Origin of the sequence: Paenibacillus sepulcri (genome assembly GCF_042647105.1) — a bacterium.
Taxonomy (GTDB): domain Bacteria; phylum Bacillota; class Bacilli; order Paenibacillales; family Paenibacillaceae; genus Paenibacillus_Z; species Paenibacillus_Z sepulcri.
In genome coordinates this window covers 3,772,955-3,789,572 of sequence record NZ_JBHRUP010000001.1, presented here as the reverse complement: position 1 = coordinate 3,789,572, position 16,618 = coordinate 3,772,955, and the positions used below count along the sequence as shown (strand labels likewise).

Genomic DNA, 16,618 nt, shown 5'->3' with positions numbered 1-16,618 from the left:
AGCTGTGGTATTAGGTATATAGGCAAGTAAAGTATCTATGTAATTATTATCCTCGAGAGCGAAAGAAGGGCATCTCTTATGGCGGATCATGTCATTCGCGCAGCCGATGTGGCGCGGAAAACGAACGAAACGGATATTAAGCTGGCGTTTGCTGTTGATGGCAGCGGACAGGCAAAGATCGAAACGGATGTGCCGTTTCTGAATCATATGCTGGATCTGTTTACGAAGCATGGCCACTTTGATTTGAATGTCGAGGCGCGCGGCGATGTCGATATTGATGATCATCATACGGTGGAGGACATCGGCATATGTCTTGGCCAAACCATTCACGAAGCATTGGGCGATAAACGCGGCATCAAGCGTTACGCCTCTGTTTTCGTTCCTATGGACGAAGCGTTGGCGCAGGTGGTCATTGATCTGAGCAACCGTCCGCATTTTGAATATCGGGCTCAGTATCCTTCCGCCCAGGTCGGGAGTTTTCAGGTGGAGCTGGTCCATGAGTTTCTGTGGAAGCTGGCCCTTGAAGCGAGGATGACCCTGCATGTTATTGCTCATTACGGCGTGAATACCCACCATATGATTGAAGCTGTTTTCAAGGCGCTCGGCCGTGCGCTTGATGAAGCAACAAGCATTGATCCACGGGTGCAAGGAGTCCCTTCAACGAAAGGAGTGCTGTAGATGATTGCTGTCATCGATTACGGCATGGGCAATTTGCACAGCGTCAGCAAAGCGGTGGAGCGTCTTGGCTATGAGGTGCTGGTCACGGCGGACATGAAAGAGATAATGGAGGCGGATGGTGCGATTTTGCCGGGCGTCGGGGCTTTTGGCGATGCCATGCAGAATTTGCAGAATACGAAGCTTGAGGATGTCGTCAAGTTCTATGCGACTTCAGGCAAGCCTCTGCTAGGTATTTGCCTGGGCATGCAGCTCTTGTTCACCGAAAGCGAAGAGTACGGCCAGCATCAAGGGCTCGGCTTGTTGCCTGGGAAGGTCGTTCGTTTTCAGGGGGACTATAAGGTTCCGCATATGGGCTGGAACAAGCTGACGTTTCATCGAGAGAGTCCGCTGCTCGGCGGGTTGGAGGAGGGACATGTCTACTTCGTGCATTCCTTTCATGTCAGACCAGTGCAGGCGGAGGATCTGCTAGCCACGACTGATTATCATCAGCCGGTGACCGCCATTGTGGGACGCGACAATGTGTACGGAATGCAGTTCCACCCGGAGAAGAGCGGCGATCTGGGCATGCAGCTGCTGGGTAATTTTCTTGCGTTGACTGCGTCCCGTCAGGTGGTCCGCCAATAACGGTTATAGCGGATGGATTCATGGAGCCGGCAGGCTTTATAGGAGCGGAAGTTCGGGTTCTGAACTTTCTTGCCGGAGGGGAAAAATATAAAAGCTTGCTGTCAAGAAGTGTAATTATAATGAATGCGAGCTTAATGGTGGCTTAATCGGCGATAGTTCAAATCGGTACACATAAAGGGGGATGGCGTATGTTGGCTAAACGGATTATCCCCTGCTTGGACGTGAAGGATGGCAGGGTAGTTAAGGGGGTCAATTTCGTCAATTTGCGCGATGCTGGGGATCCTGTAGAGCTTGCGGCGACCTACGATAAAGAGGGAGCCGACGAGCTGATATTTCTCGATATCTCGGCCTCTTATGAAGGAAGGGCCACGATGGTGGAAGTGGTCAAGCGAACAGCCGGTGAAATTACCATTCCATTCACGGTTGGCGGCGGAATTGCCCATGTCGACGATATGAAACGTCTGCTTCGCGCAGGAGCTGATAAAATTGGCATTAATACTGCGGCTGTCAAAAACCCCGCCCTCGTCAAGGATGGTGCGCGTAAATTCGGTTCTCAATGCATTGTTGTAGCAATAGATGCGAAATTCAATCCGGAATGGGGAGAATGGGAAGTCTATACGCATGGCGGACGAAATGCAACCGGGATGAAGGCTTTGGCCTGGGCGAAGGAGGTTGAGCTGCTCGGCGCGGGAGAAATTCTTCTGACGAGTATGGATGCGGACGGCACGAAGGATGGATTTGACCTTAAGCTGACGCAGGCCGTGTCAGATACGCTGGGCATTCCGATCATCGCCTCCGGGGGCGCAGGCCGGGTGGAGCATTTCTATGATGTGTTTGAGCAGGGACACGCCGATGCTGGGCTGGCGGCGACTATTTTTCATTACAAAGAGATGACGATCCGCGATGTGAAGGATGATTTGCGGCAAAAAGGAGTCGAAGTTCGATGAGCAGCAGCAATAAGGGAATAGAGGCGGCAGCGGAACAAATCAAGTGGAATGATGACGGCCTGGTGCCGGCAATCATACAGGATGCCATCAGCAAGGAAGTGCTGATGATGGCCTACATGAACCGGGAATCGCTGGCAAAAACAGCGGAGTCGGGAGAAACCTGGTTCTGGAGCCGCTCACGCGGTGAGCTCTGGCACAAAGGGGCAACGAGCGGGCATACCCAGCGCATTGTCTCGATGCATTACGATTGTGACGGCGATACGCTTCTTGTCCGAGTGGAACAAAAAGGCGTGGCTTGCCATACCGGCCGTTACAGCTGCTTCTATAATGAAGTGGAGGGAATTTCCGGGGCTGACGCAATCGAAGTGGAACCGACCGGTGACCGTTTTGCCATGCTGAACCAGCTGGAGGCCGTTATTGCTCAGCGTTACGCGGAGCGTCCGGAAGGGGCCTATACGACTTATCTGTTCGAGAAGGGCGTCGACAAGATTCTGAAGAAGGTCGGCGAGGAAACGGCGGAAGTGATCATCGCGGCCAAAAATAAAGATAATGACGAGCTGCGCTGTGAGACCAGCGATCTTATATTTCACTTGATGGTGCTGCTGCGCGAACGCGGCATGCCGCTGGATGATGTTATGAGAGAGCTGGGGCACCGTCACAATAAATCGAAGCAATCCTCGTAACATTTTTCTAGGCGGGCGGCTGCAGCATTCAAGACTAAAGAAGGCGGTGAACCTCTTTATGCGGATTGACTACCATACCCACCATGAAAGATGCGGACATGCCGTCGGTACGCTGGAGGAATACGTGCGCAAGGGGATCGAGATCGGGCTGGACCAGCTTGGGCTTTCCGACCACATGCCGTTAATTCACGTCGACCCGGCGACCTATTTGCCGGAGATGGCGATGCCGATGGATGAGCTGCCGCGTTATGTGGAGGAATGCTTCGAGCTGAAATCCAAATATAAAGGTCAAATTGATCTTCGCATCGGTCTCGAAGGCGACTATATCGAAGGCTGGGAAGAACAGATTGAAGCCATAACGACTGCCTATCCATGGGATTATGTGATTGGCTCGGTCCACTTTCTGGGCACTTGGGATATTACCGATTTCCGCCAGACACAAGGCTGGGAAGGCCGTGACCGCCTTGCCGTATACGAGCAGTATTATGACGCAATCGGAAAAGCCGCGGCCTCCAGGCTGTATGACTATATCGGGCATATCGATGTTATCAAGCGCTTCGGCTATCAGCCGGATAGCAGTGTCACTCATCTTGAGGATGCTGCTTTGGAGGCCGTTAAGCGCTATGATGGCGCGCTTGAGCTGAATGCTTCTGGTCTTCGGACACCTGCTCAAGAGATGTTTCCGAGCCGCCGGATGCTTGAGCGGGCTCGCGATTTGGGGATCCCCATTACGCTTGGCTCCGATGCCCATCAACCGGAGCGGCTTGGCCAATATTTGGACGATGCGCGGGCGTTGTTGAAAGAGTGCGGGATTACGCAATTAGCGACCTTTGATGGCCGAAAAAGGCATATGATCCAAATATAAGAAATTAATATCTATAAGGTCTGAGGGAAGAAACTAATCCGCCGCAACAAAACGGCGGGAAGTTTCTTCTTGTTTTTGAATTATTGCCGTTTCCATGTATAATGAAACTTGTCGAACTACAGAAACGTATGAATGAATGATGCATCAGGCAGATGCAAATTCAGTAGTTTAATCGCTCAGGAGGGTATCATGTTTAGCGACAAGCTGCGTATTTTCTCGGGTTCCTCGAACCCGAAGCTTACCGAACGGATCAGCGAGGAGCTTGGTCTGCACCTCGGTAAAGTCAAATTGTCCCGTTTCAAAAGCGGCGAGATCTATGTCCATTATGAAGAAACGATCCGCAATTGCGACGTCTTCATCGTGCAGTCTTTTTCTCATCCTATCAATGATCATTTTGTCGAATTGCTTGTCATGATCGATGCTGCCAAACGCGCTTCCGCGCGAACCGTCAACATCATCGTGCCTTATTACGGTTATGCGCGCCAGGAGCGGAAAGCCGCACCGCGTGAACCGATTTCGGCCAAAATGCTTGCGGATGTTTTGACGACCGTCGGGGCCAATCGCGTTATCACCATCGATCTGCATGCGCCGGCCATCCAGGGCTTCTTCAATATCCCGGTTGACCATCTGACTGCGCTTGACCTGATCAGTGACTATCTGAAGGGCAAGGATATCAAGAATCCGGTTGTCGTATCGCCTGATGCCGGACGGGCCTCCACCGCTGAGAAGCTGGCTAATTATCTGGATTCGCCTTTTGCGATTATGATCAAGAAACGTCCCACGCATAATGAATCCATCATTACCCATGTTATCGGGGATGTTGAAGGTCAGACGCCGATTATTATTGAGGATTTGATTGATACCGGAACGACGATCGTCAATGTTGTGGAAAGCCTCAAGGAACGCGGTGCAGAAGATGTATACGTATGCGCTACGCATCCGTTATTCTCCGGGCCTGCCCTCCAGAGATTGGATCATCCCAATATTAAAGAAGTCATCGTGACGGATTCCATCGCTCTGCCTGACAATCGCTCCGACCGGTTCACATTGCTGTCGGTTGCGCCAATGCTTGCAGAAGCAACCCGTATCATTACGCAAGGCGGCTCGATCAGCACCTTGTTCAAAAACGCGGGCGTGTAGCTTTTGGCAAACAGCGCTTTTTGCGGGATAATAGAAGAGCTCTTTCTTCTGGCTGATCGCAAATTGCTCTATATATGACTGCCTTATCCGGCAGCACCTACCCCTGAATCGCGTGTGCTCCCCACTCCTATTAATCGCCCTTTTATTGGAAGCGGTTAGTTGTCAGTGCGGGCAGTCCGCGATTTTGCCACATTTCTTTCGTGTATGGATAGGCCGCGCTATGGTATAATCGTAGAAACTTTGAAGTACCGGGGAGGTGCCTTGCGGATGAAAGAAAAGAAACGTGCGGCCGTGAATAACAAAACGAAAGTTATACCGATTCAATGGGATGCTACGTTCTTCTTCGAGCGAGCTGTACGCTCGCTGGATCGTTATCATTATGACAAGGCACTGAAGTATTTCCGGCGTGCGGTCGAATACGAACCGGATAATCCGGTTAACCATTGCAATATGGCTGGCATTTTGTCTGAAATGGGCAATTATGAAGGGTCTAACGATATCCTCCGTATGATCGTGGAGGAGATGGATCCCGAAATGACGGAATGCCATTTTTATATGGCGAATAATTTTGCCAATATGGAGATGTATGAAGCGGCAGAGGAAGCGCTGGTCCGTTATCTGGAAGGGGACGAGGAAGGACAGTTCCTCGAAGAATCCGAAGAGATGATGGAGCTGCTTCATTATGAGCTGGAGCGGCCCACCAAGCTTGCCTTTATCAAGGCGCGAGAGGGTGTCTACGAGCATGATCAGGCACGCTCGCTACTGGAGGAAGGCAAGTTTGTAGAAGCGGTGAGGCTGCTAGAGAGCATCGTGGAGAAGAACGCGAACTTTCTGGCTGCACGCAACAATCTGGCGTTGGCTTACTATTATATGGGGTTGTTCGACAAGGCGCTTGCGACGATCGGAGACGTTCTGGAAATTGAGCCGGGCAATCTGCATGCGCTGTGCAATCTGGCGATTTTTTATCAGCATTCCAACGATCAGGTTCAATTGAAGCCTCTCGTCGAGCTGCTGGGCAAGACGGTGCCTTTTCATGAAGAGCATGTGTTTAAACTGGCGACAACGATGGGCATACTTGGCGAGCATGGGGAAGCCTATCGGCATTTCACGAGGCTGCTCAAGGACAGCTCGCTGCAATCGGATGCCTGCTTGTATCATTACACGGCTGTTGCCTCAAGCAATATAGGCAGATTCGCTGAGGCAGAGCGTTTGTGGCTGCAGGCTGGCAAAATGGATCCGACATCCAATGTTCCCGGCTATTATCTGGAGCAGCTTGCCAGTGTGCGTGCAGGGAAGCATCCTGCCCCCATCAACTACCATTATCACCTGCCTTTCGAGGAGCAGTTCAAGCTCTGGGAGAAGTCAACCGACGCAATTCCTGATCATCTGAAGCGGGATCCGCTCGTACGGTCCTCATTCTTCTGGGCGCTGCGCCACGGTGATCGGCATACGAAGCTTCAAGTCATTCAGGCGCTTGGTTTAATTGCAGACAATGAGGTTAAAGATGCGCTGCGTGAATTTATAATAGAGCCGCAGGAAGAGGATTATCTGAAAAGAATCGCGATCTTTGTACTTCGGTCCATTGGCGTCCATGATTCCCTCCATGCGATACTGGAAGGGGAAGATACGGTTATTGAACACAGCCGCATGCCTTCCCGTCTTCCGGTCTGGGAGGATAAGTGGCAGGCTGTGCTTGAAGCTGCGCTTGTCCGTATGAAAAAGCACTATGATCTGGTGCAGCAGCATGATCTGCTGACACTCTGGATTGAATTTCTGTCACGCGTTTATCCGGACGTGCCCAAGCTCGGCAAGGTCGAGGGCTGGGCAGCCGCATTGGAATATTTAACTGCCAAAATGCACCGGCGGGCGATTTCGTACCATGAGGTTTCCCAGCGTTATGGAACGTCCATTGCGACCGTAAGCAAATGCGCCAAACGCATTGATGAAGTATGCGGTATCAAGGAAAAAATGAAAATGATTTTTCCCGCTTTAACTGCAGATCACCAAGAATAAGAACATGCGAATGTGAAGGAGGAATTTTGTATGTATAAATCAATCATTATCGGAACAGGACCTGCCGGACTGACGGCAGCCATCTATCTGGCCCGCGCCAACATGAACCCCCTTGTCATTGAAGGGCCGGAGCCTGGCGGACAGCTGACAACCACCACAGATGTGGAGAACTTCCCCGGTTTCCCTGACGGAATCATGGGACCGGACTTAATGGCCAATATGCGCAAGCAGGCAGAGCGGTTCGGAGCGGAGTTCCGCACAGGCTGGGTAAACTCGGTTGATATGTCCAAACGTCCGTTCACGATCCAGGTTGAAGGTCAAGGCGAGCTGCAGGCTGAATCGCTTATTATCTCGACTGGAGCATCGGCCAAATATCTGGGCATTCCCAATGAACGGGAAAATGTCGGACGCGGTGTCAGCACCTGCGCTACCTGCGACGGATTTTTCTTCCGCGGCAAAAAAATAATCGTGGTCGGCGGCGGCGATTCCGCAATGGAGGAAGCGAGCTTCCTGACCAAATTCGCTTCCGAGGTCGTACTCGTTCACCGCCGTGAGGAAATGCGCGCATCCAAAATCATGCAGGACCGCGCTCGCGAGAACAGCAAAATCAAGTGGTCTCTGAACCGTACTCCTCTTGAGGTAGTGGCTGGCGAGCACAGCGTAACCGGCTTGAAAGTGCGCAATAATGAAACGGGCGCCGAAGAAATTATTGAAACGGATGGTATTTTTGTCGCTATCGGCCATACGCCGAACACCAAGTTTCTTGGGGGGCAATTGGAAACCGACGAAACCGGCTATCTGATTGTGAAGCCGGGAACCTCAGAGACCAATATACCGGGTATATTCGCTTGCGGTGATGTGCAGGATCATAAGTACCGCCAGGCGATTACAGCAGCAGGGAGCGGTTGTATGGCTGCTCTGGATTGCGAGAAATTCGTTGAGGGTCACGCTGTTCATGACTGGAGCGAAATCCTTAATCAGGATTAATCGACTCTGCAAAAAAAAGTTCATCAGACAGATCCTGATGCAATATGATGATAAAAAGACGCTGTCCACCCAGCATGGACGGCGTCGCTTCATGTAAGGCTTCCGAGGTGAGTGCCTCCGGCAAGCAGGGGGCTATCTTTAGGCTTTTCAACGTTTTCCAGATGCTTGACCAGTTGGTAACGTTCGCTTATAGTTGAACACAGAAGCCCCCCATCCCTATATTATTGAGGTGTCCTATTCATGTCTGAGAAGATTGTAATTGGCGTTGATATCGGCGGAACTACGATTAAATTAGGAATTTGCAGTAGTGAAGGCGAGCTTCTCCATACGTATGAAGGGCCGACAGGTGTTGAGAACGGCTCGGATATTGTATGTCAAAATATTGCGGATTACGCCCGTTTAATCGTAGAGCAATCCCCATTCAGCTGGGATCAGGTTGAAGGCGTGGGCGTTGGTATCGCCGGTTTCCTGGATATACCCAAAGGAATCGTGAAATTATCGGTAAATCTTTATTTTAATAATGTGCCTCTGAAGGAAATCCTGGAAGAAAAGCTGCAAACCAAGGTCCTCGTTAATAATGATGCGAATGTTGCGGCGCTTGGCGAAGCATGGGCCGGCGCAGGACGCGGGATATCCGATTGCGTATGTTACACGCTGGGAACCGGTGTTGGCGGCGGGGTCATCATTAACGGTAAAATCGTCGAAGGCTTCCGCGGAATGGCCGGGGAGCTTGGCCATATGTCTGTGGTGCCCGATCTGGAAGCCATTCAATGCAACTGCGGCAAAATGGGCTGTCTGGAGACCGTATCCTCAGCAACTGGCATTATTCGAATGGCCAAGGATGCTGTAGAACGTGGAGACCGTACATCATTATCCTTTGTACCGGACATTATGGCGAAGGATGTGCTGGATGCTGCGAAAGCAGGCGATGAAGTGGCGATCCGGATCGTTAATCGTGCCGCATTCTATTTAGGTAAATCCATGGCTGCCGTTGCAGTCATTCTGAATCCTCAGCGTTTCATTATTGGCGGCGGAGTGTCTAAAGCGGGCGAATTCCTGTTCGAACAGATTCGGGAAGTGTTCAGCAAATTGACACCGGAGATGGCCCAGGAGGGTGTCGAAATCCTGCCGGCTATCCTTGGCAACAATGCCGGAGTCGTAGGGGCTGCCGGTTTGATCATTCGTTCTTAAAAGCTTCCAAACTGACCGAATAAATATCGTGCCCGTTGTGTAATATGGGATTGAGTAGACGCACGTTAATATACCTGAACTTGGAGTTAAAGGTTGGCAGGGTTGCTGACAACCGAATCGCAAAAAACTGCGATTAACGGTTGCAGTGGTGCTGACAACCGAATCGCAAAAAACTGCGATTAACGGTTGCAGTGGTACTGACAACCGAATCGCGAAAAACTGCGATTAACGGTTGCAGTGATACTGACAACCGAATCGCGAAAAACTGCGATTAACGGTTGCAGTGGTACTGACAACCGAATCGCGAAAAACTGCGATTAAAGGTTGCAGTGATTGGGAGGAATAAGCGATGGATGCGGGAACAGCGATGGCAAAGCTGGTCATCATCACGGGCATGTCCGGGGCCGGAAAGACGATTGCAGTGCAGAGCCTGGAGGATCTCGGCTATTTCTGTGTCGATAATTTGCCGCCGGTTCTGATTCCGAAGTTTGCCGAGTTAATTGAGCAATCTAATGGCAAAATAGGTAAAGTGGCGCTTGTTATCGACCTGCGGGGACGCGAGTTCTTTACGGCATTATCGGAATCACTAAGCTATGTGAAGGACCATTTTACAATCGGCTATGAAATTTTGTTCCTGGATGCTACCGATAGTGTGCTTGTACAGCGATATAAGGAAAGCCGGCGGCGCCATCCTCTCGCTCCAGAAGGCCTCCCGCTGGAAGGCATCAAGCTGGAGCGCAGAATGCTGGAGGATTTGAAGGGCTGGGCGACACAGGTCATTGATACGAGCAATCTGAAGCCGGCCCAGCTCAAGGAAAGAATCATGTCCCGGTTTGCCAATGCCGATCTGAGCATAATATCCATTAATATTACTTCGTTCGGCTTCAAATACGGCATTCCGATTGATGCGGATTTGATCTTCGATGTCCGTTTCCTGCCGAATCCGCATTACGTGGAGCATCTGCGGCCCAACACGGGGCAGGATCCCGAGGTTTATGAATATGTCATGAAATGGCCGGAGACGCAGACCTTTCTTGCCAAGCTGCTGGATATGCTGCAGTTTCTGATTCCGCTTTACCGCAAAGAGGGCAAAAGTCAGGTTGTCATTGGGATCGGCTGTACAGGCGGCAAGCATCGTTCCGTGGCTCTTGCTGAATATTTGGGCCGTACGCTGGGCAGCAGCGATACAGAGCTGATTCGGGTCAGCCATCGGGATGCTGATCGTGATCGGCACTGAGGTGGGCCATGACTGAACAAGCCAACAAAAAACGACTGCCCCGTATCGTTGTTATCGGCGGCGGCACGGGACTATCTGTAATGCTGCGGGGACTCAAAGAGAAGCCGCTCGATATTACAGCTATCGTAACGGTTGCCGACGATGGCGGGAGTTCGGGCATTCTGCGCAGCGAGCTGCAAATGCCGCCGCCCGGCGATATCCGGAGTGTGCTTATTGCCTTGGCTGATGTGGAGCCGCTGCTGTCTGATTTGCTCAAATACCGCTTCAGCAATGGTACTGGCCTTGCCGGCCATAGCCTTGGCAATCTGATGCTGGCCGCGATGACCGACATCGCAGGTGACTTTGTATCCGCTGTTCGAGAACTGAGCCGGGTACTTGCGGTTCGCGGACGCGTTCTGCCGGCGGCCGGGCAGGCGATCGTGCTGCACGCGGAATTGGCGGACGGCACGATCGTGACCGGGGAGTCGAATATCCCTAAGGCGGGACAGCCAATCAAACGGGTGTTCATCGAGCCTGCTGATGTGGAGCCCCTGAAGGAAGCGGTTGAAGCGATTCAGGACGCCGATGCCATCCTGATCGGTCCGGGAAGCTTGTACACCAGCATTATCCCGAATCTGCTGGTTCCCAAGCTGGCACAGAGCATTATGGACTCGGACGCGATCAAAATGTTTGTATGCAATGTCATGACTCAGCCTGGAGAGACGGACGGTTACTCGGTCAGCGATCATTTGGCGGCCGTTCATGCCCATGTCGGGCATCATCTGTTTGACTATGTTATCGTGAATAATGGTGAAATCCCACCTCAGGTGCAGCTGAAATACGCGGAGCTTGGGGCCAAGGCCGTACATCTGGATCTGGATGAAGTGAAACGCCGCGGGTATAAAGTCATCGCCGACCGGCTTGTGCTGTTTCGCACCTATTTGCGTCACGATGCAGTACAGTTAAGCCATCATATTTATCAGCTGGTGGAAAACTGGATGGAACGAAAGAGGTGAGAGAACGATGTCATTTGCGGCCCAAACGAAAAAAGAACTAACCCTTATAGAGTCGGAGCCCTGCTGTGAGCGAGCGGAATTGTCTGCCCTCATTCGGATGAACGGATCTGTGTCGGTATCCAGCCGCAAAGTCATTCTCGATATCTCTACCGAAAATGCAGCCATTGCCAGACGGATATATACTCTTATCAAAAAGCAGTTCGATGTCCATACAGAGCTGCTTGTCCGCAAGAAAATGAGACTCAAGAAGAACAATGTGTATATTGTCCGCATACCGGCCAAGGTTCAGGAAATCCTGAGCGATTTGCGTATTGTTTCCGAAGGGTTTATGTTTAATCAGGGGATTGACAAAGAAATGCTCCGCAAGTCCTGCTGCAAGCGTTCCTACCTGCGAGGGGCTTTTCTGGCCGGAGGTTCGGTCAATAACCCGGAAGGTTCTTCATATCACCTGGAAATTGCCGTCATGTACGAGGAACACTGCAAGGCGCTGGTGGATTTGGCGAACAAGTTCGACTTGAACGCCCGCTGCATCGAGCGTAAAAAAGGGTTCATTTTCTACATGAAGGAAGGCGAGAAGATCATCGAGCTTCTGAACATCATTGGTGCCCATCAGGCGCTGTTCAAGTTCGAGGATGTCCGGATTATGCGCGATATGCGCAATTCGGTGAACCGTATTGTTAATTGCGAAACAGCGAATCTTAATAAAACGATCGGTGCTGCTGTCAGGCAAATTGACAATATTAAACTGCTCCAAAGGGAAATGGGCCTCGAGAATCTGCCCGAGAAGCTGCGGGAAGTGGCAGAGGTGCGCCTCATGCATCCGGATATCAATTTAAAGGAAGTCGGCGAGATCCTCAAAGGGAAGGTCAGCAAGTCAGGCGTGAACCATAGATTGAGAAAACTCGACGAACTTGCGGAAAAATTAAGGAACGGGTAGCATAAGGCTAGTTAAGTTGCAGCAAAAGTGGTATAATGGAGAATAAAATGACGTTTGCAATCTCAATCGCACGATTGAATTAAGTTTAGGGGGTAAGGTTTCCATGACAAGGCATCCGGTTGTCGTTCGACTGAAGACAGGTCTTCATGCAAGACCGGCCGCACTTTTTGTTCAGGAAGCGAACAAGTTTTCTTCCGAGGTGTTCGTCGAGAAAGACGAAAAAAAAGTGAACGCGAAATCGATTATGGGGATTATGAGTCTTGCGATCAGCTCGGGGACGGAAGTAACCATTAGCGCGGAAGGTTCGGATGCCGACCAAGCTGTAACCGCTTTAGTCAATTTGGTCAGCAAAGAAGAGCTGGAGAACCAATAAACAATAAGAAATGAACTGGTGCCTCCAGTTGAGGCAATAGAAGTTCTTTCGAAGCAGAGAAGTCCCAGGATGGGGCTTTTTTCTGTGTCAAAAAGGCTGTGGATACAGATAACTGCAACATCCCGGCCGACTATGACGTTATAGAAAATGTAACCAATTTTTATGCAAAGGGGATGATTGTAATGGTTGAGAAGAAGACCGAACAAACTCAGACCGGGACAGAAACGAATCGGATGGCAAAACCAAGAGGCCGCTCGAAGTGGGTATTAACGGCTGCGCTCGCTGTCGCTGTAGGAATTGGAGCTGTCATCGGGGCAAACGGAGGCAAAGGCGACGTATATGCTGCCGGGGAGGCTGGAGAGGTGCAGAAGGGGATTATCACCGTTAGCGGGCAAGGGGAGCTGCAAGCGGCGCCAGATGTGGCTTACGTCAATGTAGGCGTGGAAACTCGGGCAGCGACAGCCAAGGAAGCGCAAGCAAGCAATGCGACGAAGTTTGCCGCTCTTCAGACCGTTCTATTCGAAAAAAGCAAGTTGGCCGAGAAGGACGTAAAGACGACGAACTTTAATGTCCAGCCGCAGTATACGTATAACGAAAAAGACGGCACGAACAAAGTTACCGGTTATGTGGCTACCCACAGCATCCAAATCACTACAAGAGACTTGATTAATATCGGTCAACTGCTGGATAACCTTTCGGCTGCAGGCGCGAACCGGATGGATGGCGTGCAATTTGATACGGAGAAGCAGGATCAATACGAGCTTCAGGCATTGGAGAAGGCAATGGCCAACGCAAAGGCCAAAGCCGAGACATTAGCCAAAGCAGCAGGCAAACAATTGAAGGCAGCCGTTAATATATCACAATCCAGCTCAGGCAGCATTCCCGTGTACAACAAAGGCTTGATGTCAGCTGTTCCTCAGGCCGCGGCGGATAGTGCTTCCACAACGATACAGACCGGCGAAATTACGCTGTCTGCTAATGTACAGGTCTCTTACGAAATGGAATAACAATCGCACCATGGGCAGGGATAAAAAGAAGCGGAGTGCTTGGATTTCCAAGCGGCTCCGCTTTTTCTTTGTGAAATGGATAGAAAGCGTCGTGCCGCCATCCTAAAGGATAGCGGCACGACGCTGGGTTGAGAGCGTTAGTCAGGTAGGACGAGCGAGCCTAATCAGACTCGGATAAACCACGCTGCTCGATGGCTTGCTCGATTAAAGAAATAAACTCTTCCGAGAGCCGCATCGCTTTGGCTTCTTGATAGACTTCGATCAAATGTACGTCGCTGAGCGGTCGTAAAAGAAGGGATTTATCCTGCATCGGCAAATAAGATTTGCGATTTTCATGTAGGGTAACAGATTGATCAAAGGAACGATCAAATGCTGGCGTGAAATGGTTGTAAATGTAACCAGGTTCACTGGGACGGATGAAATTTCGCACGCTTGCGAAAGGATTTGATAGTTTCATGCGTGTGCAACTCCGTTTGTTAGATTTCAATAACAGCCTAAGTGTCGGTGAATCTGGAATCATTTAGTACATATTAACATGAAAAATTAATGGAGTCGTTACCAATTCAACGCGCCGAATTTTTCTTGACATTGGTCAAATACTGTGATAATAAAGCTATGCCTAAGGATAAAGAAAGAGTGCAGGTCCATTTTCTGGATCGGCACTCTTCTCTTTCGTTATATAAGGGAATAACCGGAATAGCGGTATCGGATTTAGGAAACCTTACAGCTTCTCAATAACTTTATCGACCAGACCGTAAGCCTGTGCATCGGCAGCAGACATGAAATAATCGCGATCGGTGTCGCGCTCGATTTTCTCAAGCGGCTGACCTGTACGCTCGGCCAGGATTTTGTTCAAGGTATCGCGGGTTTTCAAGATATGCTTGGCGCGGATTTCAATATCGCTCGCTTGTCCTTGCGCTCCGCCCAGCGGCTGGTGAATCATGACTTCGCTGTTGGGCAGCGCATGTCTTTTGCCTTTTTCGCCGGCAGCAAGCAGGAAAGCGCCCATGGAAGCAGCCATACCAACACATATGGTGGATACGCTTGGTTTGATGAACTGCATGGTATCAAAGATAGCCAGACCTGCAGAGACCGAGCCGCCAGGACTATTGATGTAAAGCGAGATATCCTTCTCAGGATCATCCGCAGCCAGGAACAGCAGCTGTGCGATGATGGAATTAGCGACAATGTCATTCACAGGAGTGCCAAGGAAAATAATGCGGTCTTTCAGCAAGCGGGAGTATATATCGTAAGCGCGCTCGCCGCGGTTGCTCTGCTCAATAACCATAGGTACAAAGTTCATTTCCAAAGTAATTCCCTCCTAATAAGTGTTATGCGCTGCTCTTCTGCTGTATTAGCTTTTTCGCGGACACACGGCCCGTATCCAAAACATCGGCTTGTTAGATCAGCTGTATATCCACATCATAAACCATTGTTTTTTAAAAGTCAAAGATGGTCAAATTAGTGGTATTAAAAAACCGGCAGATGCCGGCAGATGTGTTATTTATGGCGCGCCCGCGAGGAATCGAACCTCGATCTCAGGCTCCGGAGGCCTACGTCATATCCATTGGACCACGGGCGCAAATGTGATAGCGAAAATAAGTATATGTGATTGCTGGAAGAAAAGCAAGGGCTTATGCAAAGATAAATTTGTGTAAATCGTGACGGAAAGCGGTTTCTTCCGTTAAACCTGACTTGCCCCTCATAAATTTTTGGAGTACAATAACGGTGGGACTTAAAATGATCATGCGGGACGAAAAATGTCCACGAGAACCGGATACCGAATTCGGCGCAACTGGAGTTGATGTTGAAAGATGCAATCTCTCATCGAAATTCAGCAGCAGCTGCTGCCGGATCTGCTTGCCGTCATGAAAAAAAGATATCTCATTCTCAGGCAGGTGATGTTATCCGACATGATTGGCCGGCGGACGCTTGCCGCATCGCTGGATTTGTCGGAACGTGTGCTGAGAGCCGAGACGGACTTTCTGAAGGAGCAGGGCCTGCTTCACGTCGAAACGGCAGGCATGCGCATCAGCGATTCCGGAAGACGGCTTCTGGAGGATATGGAGCCCTTCTATAAGGAGATGTTCGGCCTCACGGAGCTGGAGCAGCGGCTTCGCAAGTATTTTGGACTCAAGCATGTGTGGATTGTCCCGGGTGACTCGGATTCCTCTGTGCATACCAAGCGCGAGCTTGGGAAGGCCGGATGCGCCGCACTCCGCAAGATGATGAACAAGGACGATGTCGTCGCTGTAACCGGCGGTTCGACGCTCGCTTCGGTGGCCAATCAATTAACCACTCAGACACCTTTGAAGGGAAACTGGTTCGTACCGGCGCGCGGAGGATTGGGCGAGAGTCTGGATTATCAGGCGAACACGATTGCTTCCACAATGGCCAAACGTACAGGAGCCCAGTACAGACTGCTGCATGTACCCGATCATTTGGGTGAGGAAGCCTATCTGACACTCATGCAGGAACCGAATATTCGCGAGATTGTCGATGTGATCCGCAGCGCCCGCATTGTCATCCACGGCATCGGAGACGCTATGGTCATGGCACGGCGAAGACGGGTTAATGAGGAAGTTATTGCAGCCATGACTACTGAAGGCGCGCTTGCCGAATCCTTTGGGTATTATTTTGACCGTGTTGGCGCGGTTGTTCATAAGATGCCGACGGCGGGACTGCGCCTGGAGGATATTATGGAGACGGAAGTGGTAATAGCCATTGCGGGCGGAAGCAGCAAGGGCGAGGCGATCGCCGCTGTGATGCGATTCGGGCATGATGATATTCTCGTGACGGATGAAGCTGCGGCCCTGGTTATTGTAGCAATGCTTGATGAAGAACAGCAGTAAAGCAAACACATATAAGCGAGATCTTGACGGTTGCAGGCGGCTGACCGGCTGCTGAAGCAGACGTCTTAAGATATAAATTAAAATCAAAC

General features: G+C 50.7%; 17 protein-coding genes and 1 tRNA gene. 15 read left to right on the top strand and 3 right to left on the bottom strand.

All coding sequences use genetic code 11. From position 1 onward, the window contains the following. Positions 1-78 precede the first annotated feature (78 nt). The 14 genes from hisB to ACFOLF_RS16600 all read left to right on the top strand — a co-directional run bounded on the left by hisB (position 79) and on the right by ACFOLF_RS16600 (position 13,677). Complete coding sequence (hisB, locus tag ACFOLF_RS16665) at positions 79-678, top strand: imidazoleglycerol-phosphate dehydratase HisB (RefSeq protein WP_210045093.1); 600 nt, start codon at positions 79-81, stop codon at positions 676-678. Next, complete coding sequence (gene hisH / locus ACFOLF_RS16660; RefSeq protein WP_210045092.1) at positions 679-1,302, top strand: imidazole glycerol phosphate synthase subunit HisH; 624 nt, start codon at positions 679-681, stop codon at positions 1,300-1,302. A 188-nt stretch (positions 1,303-1,490) separates the two neighbouring features. Then, positions 1,491-2,249: an imidazole glycerol phosphate synthase subunit HisF gene (hisF, locus tag ACFOLF_RS16655; RefSeq protein ID WP_210045091.1), complete on the top strand. Its 759-nt coding sequence runs from the start codon at positions 1,491-1,493 to the stop codon at positions 2,247-2,249. Then, positions 2,246-2,932 carry a bifunctional phosphoribosyl-AMP cyclohydrolase/phosphoribosyl-ATP diphosphatase HisIE gene (hisIE, locus tag ACFOLF_RS16650; protein WP_210045090.1) on the top strand — a complete coding sequence of 229 codons (687 nt, stop codon included), beginning with the start codon at positions 2,246-2,248 and terminating at the stop codon, positions 2,930-2,932. Before hisF ends, hisIE begins: the two co-directional genes overlap by 4 nt. 58 nt (positions 2,933-2,990) lie before the next feature. Further along, entirely contained in the window at positions 2,991-3,797 is an 807-nt protein-coding gene (gene hisJ, locus ACFOLF_RS16645) for a histidinol-phosphatase HisJ (RefSeq protein WP_210045089.1), read from the top strand. 189 nt (positions 3,798-3,986) lie between these two features. Beyond that, the gene (locus tag ACFOLF_RS16640; RefSeq protein ID WP_210045088.1) at positions 3,987-4,937 is read left to right on the top strand and encodes a ribose-phosphate diphosphokinase; all 951 of its coding nucleotides are present in this window, start codon (positions 3,987-3,989) and stop codon (positions 4,935-4,937) included. Between the two features lie 267 nt (positions 4,938-5,204). Further along, positions 5,205-6,950: a tetratricopeptide repeat protein gene (locus ACFOLF_RS16635; RefSeq protein WP_210045087.1), complete on the top strand. Its 1,746-nt coding sequence runs from the start codon at positions 5,205-5,207 to the stop codon at positions 6,948-6,950. A 30-nt stretch (positions 6,951-6,980) separates the two neighbouring features. Continuing rightward, on the top strand, positions 6,981-7,937 hold the full coding sequence (gene trxB / locus ACFOLF_RS16630) for a thioredoxin-disulfide reductase (RefSeq protein WP_210045086.1): 957 nt from the start codon (positions 6,981-6,983) through the stop codon (positions 7,935-7,937). A 240-nt stretch (positions 7,938-8,177) separates the two neighbouring features. Continuing rightward, the gene (locus tag ACFOLF_RS16625) at positions 8,178-9,128 is read left to right on the top strand and encodes an ROK family glucokinase (protein WP_210045085.1); all 951 of its coding nucleotides are present in this window, start codon (positions 8,178-8,180) and stop codon (positions 9,126-9,128) included. A gap of 349 nt (positions 9,129-9,477) precedes the next feature. After that, entirely contained in the window at positions 9,478-10,365 is an 888-nt protein-coding gene (rapZ, locus tag ACFOLF_RS16620) for an RNase adapter RapZ (RefSeq protein ID WP_210045084.1), read from the top strand. Positions 10,366-10,373: 8 nt separating this feature from the next. Further along, on the top strand, positions 10,374-11,360 hold the full coding sequence (locus ACFOLF_RS16615; protein ID WP_210045083.1) for a gluconeogenesis factor YvcK family protein: 987 nt from the start codon (positions 10,374-10,376) through the stop codon (positions 11,358-11,360). Positions 11,361-11,367: 7 nt separating this feature from the next. Further along, on the top strand, positions 11,368-12,297 hold the full coding sequence (whiA, locus tag ACFOLF_RS16610; protein WP_210045082.1) for a DNA-binding protein WhiA: 930 nt from the start codon (positions 11,368-11,370) through the stop codon (positions 12,295-12,297). 103 nt (positions 12,298-12,400) lie between these two features. After that, a complete protein-coding gene (locus ACFOLF_RS16605) occupies positions 12,401-12,670 on the top strand; it encodes an HPr family phosphocarrier protein (protein ID WP_188999798.1) in 270 nt (89 codons plus the stop codon). 182 nt (positions 12,671-12,852) lie between these two features. After that, positions 12,853-13,677: an SIMPL domain-containing protein gene (locus ACFOLF_RS16600; protein ID WP_210045081.1), complete on the top strand. Its 825-nt coding sequence runs from the start codon at positions 12,853-12,855 to the stop codon at positions 13,675-13,677. A 160-nt stretch (positions 13,678-13,837) separates the two neighbouring features. On the opposite strand, the gene sda is transcribed toward ACFOLF_RS16600, so the two are convergent. The 3 genes from sda to ACFOLF_RS16585 all read right to left on the bottom strand — a co-directional run bounded on the left by sda (position 13,838) and on the right by ACFOLF_RS16585 (position 15,259). Then, complete coding sequence (gene sda / locus ACFOLF_RS16595; RefSeq protein WP_210045080.1) at positions 13,838-14,134, bottom strand: sporulation histidine kinase inhibitor Sda; 297 nt, start codon at positions 14,132-14,134, stop codon at positions 13,838-13,840. A 264-nt stretch (positions 14,135-14,398) separates the two neighbouring features. Then, complete coding sequence (gene clpP / locus ACFOLF_RS16590; RefSeq protein ID WP_210045110.1) at positions 14,399-14,980, bottom strand: ATP-dependent Clp endopeptidase proteolytic subunit ClpP; 582 nt, start codon at positions 14,978-14,980, stop codon at positions 14,399-14,401. Positions 14,981-15,184: 204 nt separating this feature from the next. Beyond that, a tRNA-Arg gene (locus ACFOLF_RS16585) sits at positions 15,185-15,259 on the bottom strand. A 232-nt stretch (positions 15,260-15,491) separates the two neighbouring features. Between ACFOLF_RS16585 and ACFOLF_RS16580 the strand changes: the two genes are divergently transcribed. Continuing rightward, positions 15,492-16,529 carry a sugar-binding transcriptional regulator gene (locus tag ACFOLF_RS16580; RefSeq protein ID WP_210045079.1) on the top strand — a complete coding sequence of 346 codons (1,038 nt, stop codon included), beginning with the start codon at positions 15,492-15,494 and terminating at the stop codon, positions 16,527-16,529. Positions 16,530-16,618 lie beyond the last annotated feature (89 nt).